Consider the following 13,803-nt stretch of genomic DNA (forward strand, 5'->3'; position numbering starts at 1 on the left):
CCGCACAGCGCGGCCCGAACATGATCGTCCGGTTATCGGATTGGTAAAGATACGGGGCCACCCCTGGTCTCAGGCAGCTCACAGCCGAAAGGATCCCCGCCTGACCATTCGCAGAGATGCAGATGTAGGGGGAGGGGCCCCACTTGAGGGAGAACAGACCGCAGAGCCGCCTGCTGGCGCTCGGTTCGGCCGGAGCACTCGTCACCGCCACGCTGATCGCCGGCGTCGTCTCGGCACCCGCGGCCGGCGCCGCCGGACGGCCGAGCCCGGACCGTGAGGCCAAGGGCGCCGCGATAGCCGCCGCCCGCGCCGCCAAGGCCGGCATCGACTGGCAGGACTGCCCGGCCGACTGGGGGTTCGCCAAGCCCATCCAGTGCGGCTGGGTCACCGTGCCCGTCGACTACGCCCATCCGTACGGCAAGCAGATCAAGCTCGCCGTCGACCGCATCGGCAACACGGGCACCAAGAGCGAGCGCCAGGGCTCGCTCGTCTACAACCCGGGCGGTCCCGGCGGTTCCGGGCTGCGCTTCCCGACCCGGGTCACGAACAAGAACCCCGTCTGGGCGAACGTCGCCAAGGCCTACGACTTCGTCGGCTTCGACCCGCGCGGCGTCGGGCACTCCGCCCCCATCTCCTGCATCGACCCGCAGGAGTTCGTCAAGGCGCCGAAGATGGACCCGGTGCCCGACACCGAGGCGGACAAGACCGCGCAGCGCAAGCTGGCGCGCGAGTACGCCGATGGCTGTGCCGAGCGCAGCGGCGCGATGCTGCCGCACATGACCACGCCGAACACCGCCCGCGACCTGGACGTCATCCGCGCCGCGCTGGGCGAGAAGAAGCTCAACTACCTCGGCGTCTCCTACGGCACCTACCTCGGCGCCGTGTACGGCACGCTCTTCCCGGGCCACCTGCGCCGCATGATCGTCGACAGCGTGGTCAACCCCTCCCGGGAGAACATCTGGTACCAGGCCAACCTGGGCCAGGACATCGCCTTCGAGGGCCGCTGGAAGGACTGGGAGGACTGGGTCGCCGCGAACGACGCCGCCTTCCACCTCGGCACCACCCGCGCCGCCGTCCAGGCCAAGTGGCTCCAGCTGCGCGCCACCGCCAAGAAGAACCCCATCGGCGGGGTCGTCGGCCCGGCCGAGCTGATCTCCTTCTTCCAGAGCGCGCCGTACTACGACTCCTCGTGGGTGCCGGTCGCCACGGTGTTCAGCAAGTACGTCGCCGGTGACACCAAGGCGCTGGTCGACGCCGCCGCCCCCGACCTGTCGAACACGGCCGGCAACATCACCGCCGAGAACAGCAACGCGGTCTACACGGCCGTCGAGTGCACCGACGCCAAGTGGCCCACCAGCTGGAAGAAGTGGGACCGGGACAACACCCGGCTCAACAAGGACTACCCGTTCATGACCTGGGCCAACGCCTGGATGAACCTGCCGTGCGCCACCTGGCAGGCCAAGCAGCAGACCCCGGTCCAGGTGAAGACCCACAAGGGCCTGCCGCAGGTGCTGATCGTGCAGTCCACCCGGGACGCCGCCACTCCCTACGAGGGCGCCGTCGAACTGCACAAGCGCTTCGCCGGTTCCCGCCTGATCACCGAGAAGGACGCGGGCTCCCACGGTGTGACCGGCCTGGTCAACCCCTGCATCAACCAGCGCGTCGACGCCTACCTGATCGACGGCAAGCTGGACACCGCGGACGTGACCTGCACCCCGCACGCCACGCCCAAGCCGTAACAGTCCCACGGTGACGAGGGGCGGCCGGATCCACCGGCCGCCCCTCGCGCATGCCGCGAAGCTCATGCCGCGAGCCGGGCGTCCTCCGCCGCGTAGTCGAACAGGTCCGGATACGTCCGGGCGAGCAGCGGGAAGCACTCCCGCCAGTCGCGCCCGGCCAGCACACCGGTCAGCCACTCGACCGTCTCCGGCAGGCTGTCGGCGTACGACACCACCGGCCGGTAGCCCAACTCCCGCTCGGCGAGGGACATGTCGAAGACGACCGGGTGCGGCACGGACCACGGTGTCCCGCCGACCGAGTCCCTGGGAGGCCCGTCGAGCAGTGTCGTCCGCGTCTCCACGCCCATCACCGCGTCGACCGCCGCGCCGATCCCGGCGACCGTCGGCGTCTCGCCGTCACAGGCGTTGAGCACCCGGGTGCCGGGCCGGGCCGCCGCCAGTCGCACCAGCTCGGCGATGTTCCGCGCGCTCGACGGATGGAACCGGCTCTCGCCCCGGTGGGAGAGCACCCGGCTGCGCCGGCCGTCCAGGTTGCGCTTCACGAAGTACAGCTCGCGGGGGAGCGGGCTGTACGGCCCGTGCACCGCGGCCGGCCGCAGCACCGTGACCGGCAACTCGCCACCGGCAGCGAGGAGTTCACGCTCCAGCGCGACTTTCCGGGTGCTGTACGACGCCTCGCCCGGTGCCACCGTCGGCTGTGTCTCGGGGACCGGTACCGGGTAGGCGGGAAAGCCGCCCGGCTCGTGCAGTGTGTCGAAGTTCCGGCCGGAGCCGTCGTCGTACACCGACACGCTCGAGATCACGACCGCCGAGCCGATCCGGCCCGCAAGGGACGTCAACTGCCGGGCGTGCGAGGCGTCATAGGCGACCATGTCGACCAGCAGGTCGCAGCCGTCGCCGACCACCGCGGCCAGGGCCGTGTCGTCGGCCCGGTCCAGCCGCACCGTCCGTACCCCGGCGTCCCACGCCGTGTCCCGCCCGCCGCCGCGCGAGGCGGCCGTCACGTCCCATCCGTCCCGCGCCAGCGCGGCCACCGTCGGGCGGCCGATCTGCCCGCTCGCCCCTGTCACCACAGCCCTCTTCATACGGCGAGCCTAGGCAGCCGGGCAGCCCCGGGCACCTTCCTTCTGCCGACGGCAGAGGTCAGCTCAGCGGTGCCCGCGGGAACCTGCGTTCCTTCTTCTCGGCCGCCTGCGCCGCCTGTGCCGCCTTGACGACCGCCGCGTACTCGTCGACGTACTCCTGCTGGGACAGCGTCAGGATCGCGTACATGATCTCGTCCGTGACGGCCCGCAGGACGGCCTTCTCCCGCTCCATGCCGGCGTAGCGGGAGAAGTACAGGGGCTTGCCGAAGCGGATGGTGACGGGGTGGATGTTCGGGATGACCTTCCCGGGCGGCTGGGCCTCGAACGTGCCGATCATCGCGCACGGCACCACCGGCACCCCGGCCTTCAGCGCCATCACGGCGACGCCGACCTTGCCCTTGTAGAGCCTGCCGTCGTGCGAACGGGTGCCCTCCGGATAGATCCCGAGCAACTCGCCCCTGCCCAGCACGCCGAGGCCCTCGCGGATCGCGGCCTGACCCGCCTCCTTGCCCGAGCGGTCCACCGGGATCTGCCCGGCACTGCGGAAGAAGAACGCGGTGAGCCGGCCCCTGAGCCCCGGGCCGGTGAAGTACTCCGCCTTGGCGAGGAAGGTGATGCGTCGCTTCAGCATCGCCGGCATCAGGAAGTGGTCGGAGAACGACAGGTGGTTCCCGGCGACGATCGCGGGGCCGGACGCCGGCACATTCTCCAGGCCCTCGATCCGGGGCCGGAAGACGAGTCTCAGCAGGGGCCCCAGCAGCACATACTTGAGCAGGTAATAGAACACGGCTCGCCCCTCACTCCTCCAGGCCACCCCGCGTGCGCCTGTGGTCATCTGTAACCGCAACAGGCCGTGCTCATGCCGTCCTCGACCAGCGCACACGGGTCGATGGCCCCGGCCCCGCCGCGCGGGCCCGCTCGTCGGGCGAGCCTCCGGCGCCGGACGTGTGGCGAGCCCCGCGCGGACGCCAGGATCGGTCCCCGTACGATGGGGCCGATGCCCAGCACCGCACCGTACGCCCCGCACCCGCCGCAGCGGCGGTGGCGTGCGCTGCTCGTGCTCGCGGTGCTGGCCGGGCTGCTGGGCATGCACGCCCTGGCGCCCGGCGGAGGTACGGGACGGGCGGAGCACGGCCGCAGCGCACATCTCACCGGCACTGTCGTCGTCTCCGCGCAGGACGACTGTCCGGGCGGCGACGGGCACTGCGGCGGCAGCCATCTGCACCACGCGGACCCCACCTGTGCCTCGGGCGCGGTGAACGGCGGCCCCCAGCTGCCCGCACTCGTCCCGGACCCGGTGACGGCTCCCGCACCGGTCCGCTGCTCGCGTTCCCGCGCGGGCAGCGCACCGGACGGCGCCCGCGCCCCGCCCTCTCTGGCCGAACTCCAACTCCTGCGGATCTAGAAGGCCCTGCCGGCCGCAGCCGCCCGCCTGCCGGCGGAGCGCTCGCGGTCGTGCTCCCGCCTTCCCGAATCCCTTGAGAAACACAGGAGTTCCAGCATGACCAGCCGTACTTCGACGCGCCGTGCCGCCCTGGCCGCGGTGGCCGTGACCGCCGCCCTCGTCCTCACCGCCTGCGGTGGCAGCGGTGACGTCGACGGCCGCGCCGCCCACGGGCCGTCGGCCTCCCCGAGCACATCGGCCGGCACCGCGCACAACGCGCAGGACGTCACGTTCGCGCAGGGCATGATTCCGCACCACCAGCAGGCCCTGGAGATGGCGCGGCTCGCCGCCGGCCGGGCCTCCTCGGCGCAGGTGAAGGACCTCGCCACCCGTATCGAGAAGGCACAGGACCCCGAGATCCGCACCATGACCGGCTGGCTCAAGTCCTGGGGTGAGCAGGTGCCCATGGCCGGCATGCACCACTCGGGGCACTCCGGGATGTCCGGCATGGCCGGGATGCCCGGGATGATGAGCGACGGTGACATGAGCGAGCTGAAGAAGGCGAAGGGTACGGACTTCGACACGAAGTTCCTGTCCCTGATGGTCGAGCACCACCAGGGCGCCGTGGAGATGGCCGGCACCGAGCAGAACAAGGGCGCCTACGGGCCTGCCAAGACCATGGCGGACGCCATCGTCACCGCGCAGAACGCCGAGATCAAGGAGATGAAGAAGCTCCTCGGCAAGCGCTGACGGACGGCGGGAGCCGACGAACGACGGGCGGGGGCCCGCGCCCCCGCCCGTGCCGAGGCCGCATCGTTCATGGCGGATCCGTCAGGGACTGCTCGGCCCAGATGACCTTCCCGCCGGGCACGAAGCGGGTGCCCCACCTCTGGGTGAACTGGGAGACCAGCAGCAGTCCGCGGCCGCCCTCGTCCGTGGTGCGCGGGTGCCGCAGATGGGGTGCGGTGGCGCCGCTGTCGGAGACCTCGCAGATCAGGGCCCGGTCCCTGATCAACCGGAGCCGGACGGGGCCCTCGGCGTGCCGGATCGCGTTGGTGACCAGCTCGCTCACGACCAGTTCGGTGGTGAACGCCAGTTCCTCCAGACCCCACTCGGCCAGCTGCCGGTCGGCCTCCTTGCGGGCGTCGGCGACCACGGCCGGGTCGGCGGGCAGGTCCCAGTCGGCGACCCGGTCGGCGCCCAGCAGCCTGGTGCGGGCCATCAGCAGGGCCACGTCGTCGTACGGCCGGTCAGGGAGGAGGGCGTCCACCACGGCCCGGCAGTGCAGTTCGAGCGAGGAGGCGGGTCGTTCCAGGGCACGGCGCAGCCGGTCGCGGTCCGCCGCGACGGCCCTGTCGTCGCCCCCGCGGACCAGCAGCCCGTCGGTGTGCAGGACCAGTGTGCTGCCCTCGGCAAGGGTCAGCTCGACCGCCTCGAAGGGCGGACCGTCCACCCCGAGCGGCGATCCCCGCGGGAGGTCGACGAAGCCGACGGTGCCGTCGGGCAGGACGACCGCGGGCGCGGGATGGCCGGCGGAGGCCATCGTGCACCGCCCGTCGACGGGGTCGTAGACGACGTACACGCACTCGGGACCCGCCGCCCGCATGCCGGCATCCGCCGACGGCGGCACGCCTTCCTCACGGGCCGTGCGGGCCACCAGGTCGTCGAGGTGCGCGAGGACCTCCTCGGGCGGCAGGTCGAGCGCCGCGAGGGTGCGTACGGCGGTCCGCAGGCCGCCCATGCCCGCGGCGGCGTCGATCCCGTGCCCCGGCACCTCGCCCACGACCAGGGCCACGCGCGCCCCGGACAGCGGAATGAGGTCGTACCAGTCGCCGCCCAGGCCGGTCAGCTCGTCGGCCGGCCGGTAGCAGGCGGCCACCTCCACCGCGTCCTGCTCGGGCAGCAGGTGCGGCAGCAGGCTGCGCTGCAGGACCAGGGCCGCGTCCCGCTCGCGGGTGTAGCGGCGGGCGTTGTCCACGCAGACCGCCGCACGGGAGACCAGGTCCTCGGCGAGACTCAGGTCGTCCTCGTCGAACGGCTCCTGACGGTGGCGCCGGAAGAAGGTGGTGACGCCCATCGTGACGCCCCGCGCGCGGATCGGCACGATCATCACGCTGTGCAGGCCCAGCTCCAGGAAGGTCGCCTCCCGGCCGCCCAGCAGGTCGGTGGCCCACTCCCTGGCCAGCGGGTCGAGCCGCTCCTCGCGCCAGGACCGGCCCGTGGTCAGACAGCGGATCGGGGGTGATCCGGCGAGGTAGGTGGCCACCTCGCCGATCCGGGCGAGGGCCTCGGGCACCCCGGGGTTCACCGACTGGTGCCCGGCCCGTCGCAGCGGCACCTGATCCGTGTCGCCGAGCGGCACCGGCTCGGGCTCCGCGCCCCGCAGCACGGATTCCAGCAGGTCCACGCTGACGAAGTCGGCGAAGTCCTGCACGGCCACGTCGGCCAGTTCCTGCGCGGTGCGCACGATGTCCAGGCTGCGGCCGATCTGCTCGCCGGCCCGGTCGAGCAGGGCCAGCCGCTGCCGGGCGCGGTACCGCTCGGTGATGTCGACGACGGTGTAGTACACGCCCATCGGGTGGCCCCGGTCGTCGTCGAGGCGGGTGAACGACATCATGTGTGCCGTCTCCCGGTGCGGCGCGGACCGCACCTGGCCCACATGTTCGTACCCGACCACCGGCCGCCCGGTCTCCAGCACGCGCCGCATCTGCGCCTCGATGCCCGCGGAGTCGATGCCCGGCTGGATCTCCGCCAGCCGGCGCCCCAGCCGCTCCCGCGCCGAGCCGCCGCCGTACCGCTCCAGGGCCGCGTTCGACCACACGCACCGCAGATCGGTGTCCACGATCGCGATGCCGACGGGGGAGTCGGTCACCATCTGCTCCAGCACCGCACGGCTCATGTCCCAGCCACGAGCCCCGGACATCTCCGAGAGCAGCACCAGCCAGTGCGGGGCGCCGCCGGGCTCCACCGCCGGAGTGACCCGCACCATCACCCGGACCGGCCACCCGTCCTTGCGCCGCGCGGTCAGGAGCCCCGCCCAGCCGCCGTCCTTGCGGCACCGCTCGGCCAGTTCGGGCACTCGCGCGGCGTCCTCGGCGGACAGCAGGCCGGTCACCCCGGTGCCCACCACCTCGGCGGCCCGGTAGGCCAGCAGTCGCTGGGCGTCCGGCGTCCAGCCGGTCACCACGCCCCGTGCGTCGAGCAGCAGGGGCGCGGCATCCGCCACGTCGAACCGGTGCCGGGCGACGTCCCGCTCCTCGTGAGTGCCCACGGCCGACCTCTCTGTCGCTGAGAGTGGTCTACCACCCCATGTCTCCATCCTCACGCTTCGGCCATCGGGTGGAGGACGGGAAACGGGGGGCGGTGTACGGCCGCCCCCCGCCGGGCTCAGGAACCCAGCACCTTCTCCAGCGCCGCCAGCGCGGAGCGCAGTTCCTCCGCCGTGATGGTCAGCGGAGGCGCCAGCCGGATCGTGGAGCCATGGGTGTCCTTCACCAGGACCCCTTCCCGCATCAGCCGCTCGCTGACCTCCCGGCCGGTGCCGATCGCCGGGTCGACGTCGACGCCCGCCCACAGGCCGCGTGCCCGGAAGCCGAGGACGCCCTTGCCGACCAGCTCGGTCAGCCCGTCCCGCAGGATCACGCCCAGCTCGGCGGCCCGCCGCTGGAACTCGCCGGTCTCCAGCAGCCCGACCACCGCGGTGCCGACCGCGGCGGCGAGCGGGTTGCCGCCGAAGGTCGAGCCGTGCTCACCCGGGTGCAGCACCCCCAGCACCTCGCGCCGGGCCACCACCGCCGACACCGGTACGATCCCGCCGCCGAGCGCCTTGCCGAGCAGCAGCACGTCCGGGACGACGTCCTCGTGTTCGACGGCGAGGGTGCGGCCGGTACGGCCCAGGCCGGACTGGATCTCGTCCGCGATGAACAGGCAGCCCTTGATCCGGGTCAGCTCCCGTACCCCTGCCAGATAGCCGGCGTCCGGGATGATGACGCCGGCCTCGCCCTGGATCGGCTCGATGAGCACCGCTGCCGTCGTCTCGTCGACGGCCTCCTCCAGCGCGGCCAGGTCGTTGTACGGCACGATCCGGAAGCCGGGCGTGAACGGCCCGAAGCCCGTGCGGGCCGTCTCGTCCGTGGAGAAGCTGACGATGGTGGTCGTACGGCCGTGGAAGTTGTCCGCCGCGACCACGATCGTCGCCCGGCCGGCCGGGACGCCCTTGACGTCGTAGGCCCACTTGCGGGCCACCTTGATGCCGCTCTCCACCGCCTCGGCGCCGGTGTTCATCGGCAGCACCATGTCCAGGCCGGTCAGTTGCGCGAGCCGCTCGGCGAACTCCGCGAGCCGGTCGTTGTGGAAGGCGCGGGACGTGAGGGTCAGCTGGTCGAGCTGGCGGTGCGCGGCCTCGGTCAGGGCCGGGTGCCGGTGGCCGAAGTTGAGCGCCGAGTATCCGGCGAGCATGTCGAGATAGCGGGTGCCCTCGACGTCCTCCACCCATGTGCCCTCGGCCCGGGCCACCACCACGGGCAGGGGGTGGTAGTTGTGCGCGAGGACGGGCTCCTCCGCGCGGATCAGGTCGGCGGACGTACGCGAACGCGCGGGTGCGCTCATCAGCGGATCTCCTGGGTGCAGCACTTGATGCCACCGCCGGCCTTGTGGAACTCCGACAGGTCGACGGGGACGGGGACGTAACCGTGGCCGGCCAGACGGTCGGCGAGCGCCTCGGCGCGGGGCGCGATGAAGACGTTGCGGCCGTCGGACACGGAGTTCAGACCGAACGCCATCGCGTCCTCCCGGGTGGCGAGCACCGCCTCCGGGTACAGCCGGCGCAGCACCTCACGGCTGCCCGCCGAGAACGCCTCCGGGTAGTAGCAGATGTTGTCGTCGTCGAGGACGAACAGCGCCGTGTCCAGGTGGTAGAAGTACGGGTCCACCAGGGTCAGGCCGATCACCGGGTGGCCGAGGAACTCCTGCGCCTCCCGGTGCGCCTCGCGTGTGGTGCGGAACCCGGTGCCGGCGAGCACGTACCGGCCCGTCCACACCAGGTCGCCCTCGCCCTCGGTCACCGACTCGGGGCGGTACACGTCGTAGCCCGCCGCCTTGAACCAGGTGTCGTAGTGCACCGACTCCGGACGCCGCTCCGGCGCGTGGAACAGCGATCCGAAGACCCGGCCGCCGACGACGCACGCCGCGTTGGCGGCGAAGACCATGTCGGGCAGTCCGGGGACCGGCTCGACCGAGTCGACGGTGTGCCCGTGGGCGCGGTAGGCGCGGATCAGTGTCTGCCACTGCTCCTGGGCGAGGTCCACGTCGACGGGCTTGTCGGGATGCATCCACGGATTGATCGCGTACTGCACGGCGAAATGTCTGGGTTCACAGACGAGAAAGCGCCGAGGGCGCTGTACACGGCTTTCGGACACAGAGGGTTTCCTCCGCTTTGCTGTGTGTCACTTGGGGATGTGATCCACGGTAGAAAGGGAGGCAGACGGTCGACAAGGAAAAATACCTGCGCATACGTGCAGCATCGCTGCGTTCTTCGGCTGCTTCACGCACCAGTCCTGCGCATACTTCCGGTCATTCGGGTGCCGCATGGGTGGCGCCCGCTTCCGGGCTTTCCGGGAGGAGGTGGGACAGCACCATCACGCTGATCGTCTTCCGGATGAACGGTTCGACGCGGATGCGCTCCAGCACCTCCTCGAAGTGCTCCACGTCCCGCGCCCGCACATGCAGCAGCGCGTCGGCGCCACCCGTGACCGTCATCGCCGCCGCGATCTCCGGATGGTTGCGCACGACCTCCGCCAGCCGCCGGGGCGGGGCCGCGCCCTCGCAGTAGACCTCGACGTACGCCTCGGTGCGCCAGCCGAGCGCCGAGGGTTTCACCGTCGCCGTGAACCCGGTGATCACCCCGGTCTCCCGCAGCCGGTCCACGCGCCGCTTGACCGCCGTCGCGGACAGCCCGATGTCCGCGCCGATCTCGGCGAAGCTGGTCCGGGCGTTCGCCATCAACGCGGTGATGATCTTGCGGTCGAGGTCGTCGAACGAGGGTGTCCTGCTGTTCATGCGGGCACTGTAGGTCAGACCAGCAGGGCGGGAGACCTCACGACTGGGTGACGACCATGGCGAGCGTCAGCAGACCCAGCACCACCCAGCCGAACCACAGCCAGCCGTTGCTGCCGAGGGCGACCGTGTAGGCGGTCACGACGACGAGCCCGCCGACCGTGAGAGCCCCCATCACCTTGGTGGAACCGTTCGTGGAACCGGGCATCGCGACACCCTCCTCGTGGTCCGTCCCTGACCATGGTGCCCCCGATCCCGCCCGGAGGGGACACCCCCTAGGGGGGTGTCGTGTGGATCACCCCGGCGTCGCGGGGTCTGGCACGCACATCTGCCGCGTTGTCGTCACTCGCCGACGCTCCGCGTCGACTCCCTCCTCCGCCTTGCAGCTGCACGCACCAGACCCCGCTCGGGTCCGCCGGCCGGCACCGCTCGTCACGGCCGGCCCGATCCAAACAACACCCCCTAGCCCTCGCGGGAGTTCAGCGAGGCCAGATACGCGTTGTACGCCTCCAGCTCCTTGTCGCCGTCCCGGTCGGCGGCCCGGTCCTTGCGCTTGGCCTGCCGCTGCTCGGAGCGGTACCACTGGAACAGCAGTGCGATCAGCACCAGCACGGACGGGATCTCGCTGAACGCCCAGGCGATACCACCGGCCGCGTTCTGGTCCGAGAGCGCGTCGATGCCGAGCGAGGCCGGCGGGTTCCTGAACGTCTCCACCATCGGCGTCGACGCCATCATCAGCGCGATACCGAAGAACGCGTGGAACGGCATGCCGGCGAACAGCTCCAGCATCCTCATCAGATGCCCCGGCCGGTGCGGACCGGGGTCCACACCGATGATCGGCCAGAAGAAGACGACCCCGACCGCGAGGAAGTGCACCATCATCGCGATGTGCCCGGCCCTGGAGCCCATCAGGGAGTCGAACATCGGGGTGAAGTAGAGCGCGTAGAGGCTGGCGATGAACAGCGGGATGGTGAACGCCGGGTGGGTGATGATCCGCATGTAGCGGCTGTGCAGCAGTGCCAGCAGCAGCTCGCGCGGGCCCTTGCGGCCCCGGCCGGCGGTAGGCAGCGCACGCAGGGCCAGCGTGACCGGCGCGCCGAGCAGGATCAGGATCGGCGACAGCATGCTGATGATCATGTGCTGCACCATGTGCACGCTGAACATCACCATGCCGTAGTCGTTCAGCCTGGTGCACATGACCAGGGCGATGGTGAGCACACCGACGACGTACGCCACCGTCCGGCCGACGGGCCACGCGTCGCCGCGCCGCCGCAGCCGTACGACACCCCAGCCGTACAGCCCCAGCCCGAGCAGGCAGGCCACGAGGAAGAAGGGGTCCGCCGACCATTGGAGCCCCCGCCCCAGCGTGAACGGCGGCAGATCCATCATCATGCCGTGCCCGCTGTGATCCATCCGGCGGCTCCTGATTCGTGGGGGTTGTGCGGTTTCTGTCCGCACTCAGGGTACGGCTGACCCCGGCCACGTCCGTGACCGGGGTCGGCTGCAACAACCGCAGGGGCGCGGGGAACTGCGCGACAAGCCACGCACGACCCGCACCCGGCAGATCAGCGGAACCTCAGAGAACGCACTCCGCCTCGTCGTAGCGCCCGGAGGGTACCGTCTTCAGCGTCTCCACGGCCTCCGCCAGCGGCACCATGACGATGTCGGTCCCGCGCAGGGCGGTCATCCGGCCGAACTCACCGCGGTGCACGGCCTCCACCGCGTGCCAGCCGAAACGGGTCGCCAGCACCCGGTCATAGGCGGTCGGCGTGCCACCCCGCTGCACATGTCCGAGGATCACCGGCCGCGCCTCCTTGCCGAGCCGGTGCTCCAGCTCGACCGACAGCTGCCGGGCGATCCCGGCGAAGCGCTCGTGGCCGTAGATGTCCTTGCCGCCCTCGTCGAAGTCCATCGTGCCGGCCTTCGGCTTGGCCCCCTCCGCCGCGACGACGATCGCGAACCGCTTGCCCGCGTCGAACCGCTCGCCGACCTTGGCCGCCAGCTCCTCGATGTCGAAGGGCCGTTCCGGGACGACGATGGCGTGGGCGCCGGCCGCCATGCCGGAGTGCAGCGCGATCCAGCCGGTGTGCCGGCCCATGACCTCCACGACCAGCACGCGCTGGTGGGACTCGGCGGTCGTCTTCAGCCGGTCCAGCGCCTCCGTCGCCACCCCCACGGCCGTGTCGAAGCCGAAGGTGACGTCCGTGACAGCGATGTCGTTGTCGATGGTCTTCGGCACGCCGACGATCGGCAGCCCGCTGTCGTACATCAGCCGGGCCGCCTTCAGCGTGCCCTCGCCGCCGATCGGGATGATCGCGTCCAGGCCGAGCTCCTCGACATGGCCCTTCGCCCGCTCCACGCCGTCCCGCAGATGCGAGGGCTGCACCCGGGAGGAGCCGAGGATGGTGCCGCCGCGCGCCAGGATGCCGCCCACGGCGTCGAGGTCGAGCTTGAGATAGTCGCACTCCAGGAGGCCTTTCCAGCCGTCCCGGAAACCGATGACCTCGTCGCCGTGGTCGGCGACGGCACGGTGCACGACGGACCGGATGACGGCGTTCAGGCCGGGGCAGTCGCCGCCGGACGTGAGGACACCAATGCGCATAGCCCGAATACCTTCTCAACGTGGGCCGGGTAACCGGACCACGTTGTCCGGCGGATTCCCGGCCACCCTACCGGCGTGAGGGGGTGGCGCCGTAGCGGGCGTCCGCCTGCTGGACGCGCCCGCACATGTGAGCGGACGGCCTGTCAGGCGGGCCCGCCACGAGCCTGCCGGGACCCGCTGAACTCCCGCTGGAGCGGCGCTTACGCAGGCTGCTGCGCAGCAGCGATGCGCTCGTTGCGGAGCGCCTCGTACCAGCGGTCGTCGACCGGCGGCAGCGCGTTGACGTCGAGCGCCAGCTTCAGCAGCAGATCGGCGATCTGCGGGTTGCGGGCGAGGACCGGGCCGTGCATGTACGTACCGAAGACGGTCCCGTTGTACGCGCCCTCCGTGCCGTCCCCGGTGCCGTTGCCGTTGCCGACCTTCACGTGGGCGAAGGGCCGGGCGCTCGGGCCGACGTGGGTCACGCCCTGGTGGTTCTCGAAGCCGGTCAGCTGCGGCAGCCCGAGCTGCGGGTCGATGTCGGCGAGCACGTCACCGACGCACCGCTCGCCCTCGCCGCGCACCGAGACCACGTCGAGCAGGCCGAGGCCGGGCTCGCGCTGGCCGAGGTCGTTGACGAACTCGTGGCCGAGGATCTGGTAGCCGGCGCAGACGGAGAAGACGATCGCGCCGTTCTGCACCGCCCGCTGCAGATGCCCGTCACGGCGCAGCCGCTCGGCCGCGAGCCGCTGCGGACGGTCCTCGCCGCCGCCGATCAGATAGATGTCGCCGGAGGTCGGGACCGGCTGGTCGCTGCGCACGTCGAGCCGGGCCACGTCCAGGCCGCGCTGCCGCGCCCGGCGCTCCACGACGAGGGCGTTGCCCTGGTCGCCGTAGGTGCTCAGCAGGTCCGGGTAGATCCACACCAGCCGCAGTTGGTTGTCGCTCATGAGTGATCGC

At 71.4% G+C, this 13,803-nt stretch carries 13 protein-coding genes; 3 read left to right on the forward strand and 10 right to left on the reverse strand.

What is annotated here, in order from left to right:
• The first annotated feature begins 143 nt into the window (after nucleotides 1-143).
• Complete coding sequence (locus ACZ41I_RS04615) at nucleotides 144-1,739, forward strand: alpha/beta hydrolase (protein WP_363220058.1); 1,596 nt, start codon at nucleotides 144-146, stop codon at nucleotides 1,737-1,739.
• A gap of 62 nt (nucleotides 1,740-1,801) precedes the next feature.
• On the opposite strand, the gene ACZ41I_RS04620 is transcribed toward ACZ41I_RS04615, so the two are convergent.
• Both ACZ41I_RS04620 and ACZ41I_RS04625 read right to left on the reverse strand, forming a co-directional pair.
• Complete coding sequence (locus tag ACZ41I_RS04620) at nucleotides 1,802-2,824, reverse strand: NAD-dependent epimerase/dehydratase family protein (protein WP_468513146.1); 1,023 nt, start codon at nucleotides 2,822-2,824, stop codon at nucleotides 1,802-1,804.
• 58 nt (nucleotides 2,825-2,882) lie between these two features.
• On the reverse strand, nucleotides 2,883-3,611 hold the full coding sequence (locus ACZ41I_RS04625; protein ID WP_468513147.1) for a lysophospholipid acyltransferase family protein: 729 nt from the start codon (nucleotides 3,609-3,611) through the stop codon (nucleotides 2,883-2,885).
• A gap of 210 nt (nucleotides 3,612-3,821) precedes the next feature.
• On the opposite strand from ACZ41I_RS04625, the gene ACZ41I_RS04630 reads away from it, so the two are divergent.
• Both ACZ41I_RS04630 and ACZ41I_RS04635 read left to right on the forward strand, forming a co-directional pair.
• Nucleotides 3,822-4,229, forward strand: a complete 408-nt coding sequence (locus ACZ41I_RS04630) for a DUF6153 family protein (protein ID WP_468513148.1) — start codon at nucleotides 3,822-3,824, stop codon at nucleotides 4,227-4,229.
• Between the two features lie 96 nt (nucleotides 4,230-4,325).
• Nucleotides 4,326-4,958, forward strand: a complete 633-nt coding sequence (locus ACZ41I_RS04635) for a DUF305 domain-containing protein (protein ID WP_399763193.1) — start codon at nucleotides 4,326-4,328, stop codon at nucleotides 4,956-4,958.
• Nucleotides 4,959-5,025: 67 nt separating this feature from the next.
• On the opposite strand, the gene ACZ41I_RS04640 is transcribed toward ACZ41I_RS04635, so the two are convergent.
• From ACZ41I_RS04640 to ACZ41I_RS04675, 8 genes are all read right to left on the reverse strand, one after another.
• A complete protein-coding gene (locus ACZ41I_RS04640; RefSeq protein ID WP_468513149.1) occupies nucleotides 5,026-7,479 on the reverse strand; it encodes a SpoIIE family protein phosphatase in 2,454 nt (817 codons plus the stop codon).
• A 116-nt stretch (nucleotides 7,480-7,595) separates the two neighbouring features.
• Nucleotides 7,596-8,816 carry an ornithine--oxo-acid transaminase gene (rocD, locus tag ACZ41I_RS04645; RefSeq protein WP_468513150.1) on the reverse strand — a complete coding sequence of 407 codons (1,221 nt, stop codon included), beginning with the start codon at nucleotides 8,814-8,816 and terminating at the stop codon, nucleotides 7,596-7,598.
• On the reverse strand, nucleotides 8,816-9,625 hold the full coding sequence (ddaH, locus tag ACZ41I_RS04650) for a dimethylargininase (protein WP_363220967.1): 810 nt from the start codon (nucleotides 9,623-9,625) through the stop codon (nucleotides 8,816-8,818). The genes rocD and ddaH overlap by 1 nt, the downstream gene beginning before the upstream one ends.
• A gap of 154 nt (nucleotides 9,626-9,779) precedes the next feature.
• A complete protein-coding gene (locus tag ACZ41I_RS04655) occupies nucleotides 9,780-10,265 on the reverse strand; it encodes an Lrp/AsnC family transcriptional regulator (RefSeq protein ID WP_363220966.1) in 486 nt (161 codons plus the stop codon).
• Between the two features lie 37 nt (nucleotides 10,266-10,302).
• Nucleotides 10,303-10,470: a hypothetical protein gene (locus ACZ41I_RS04660; protein ID WP_399763186.1), complete on the reverse strand. Its 168-nt coding sequence runs from the start codon at nucleotides 10,468-10,470 to the stop codon at nucleotides 10,303-10,305.
• A 254-nt stretch (nucleotides 10,471-10,724) separates the two neighbouring features.
• The gene (locus ACZ41I_RS04665; protein ID WP_399763183.1) at nucleotides 10,725-11,675 is read right to left on the reverse strand and encodes a cytochrome c oxidase assembly protein; all 951 of its coding nucleotides are present in this window, start codon (nucleotides 11,673-11,675) and stop codon (nucleotides 10,725-10,727) included.
• Nucleotides 11,676-11,838: 163 nt separating this feature from the next.
• Nucleotides 11,839-12,864: a 6-phosphofructokinase gene (locus ACZ41I_RS04670; RefSeq protein WP_363218989.1), complete on the reverse strand. Its 1,026-nt coding sequence runs from the start codon at nucleotides 12,862-12,864 to the stop codon at nucleotides 11,839-11,841.
• 200 nt (nucleotides 12,865-13,064) lie between these two features.
• Complete coding sequence (locus ACZ41I_RS04675) at nucleotides 13,065-13,793, reverse strand: type 1 glutamine amidotransferase (RefSeq protein ID WP_363218990.1); 729 nt, start codon at nucleotides 13,791-13,793, stop codon at nucleotides 13,065-13,067.
• Between the last annotated feature and the right edge of the window lie 10 nt (nucleotides 13,794-13,803).

It is taken from the genome of Streptomyces sp. NPDC030799 (assembly GCF_055572255.1).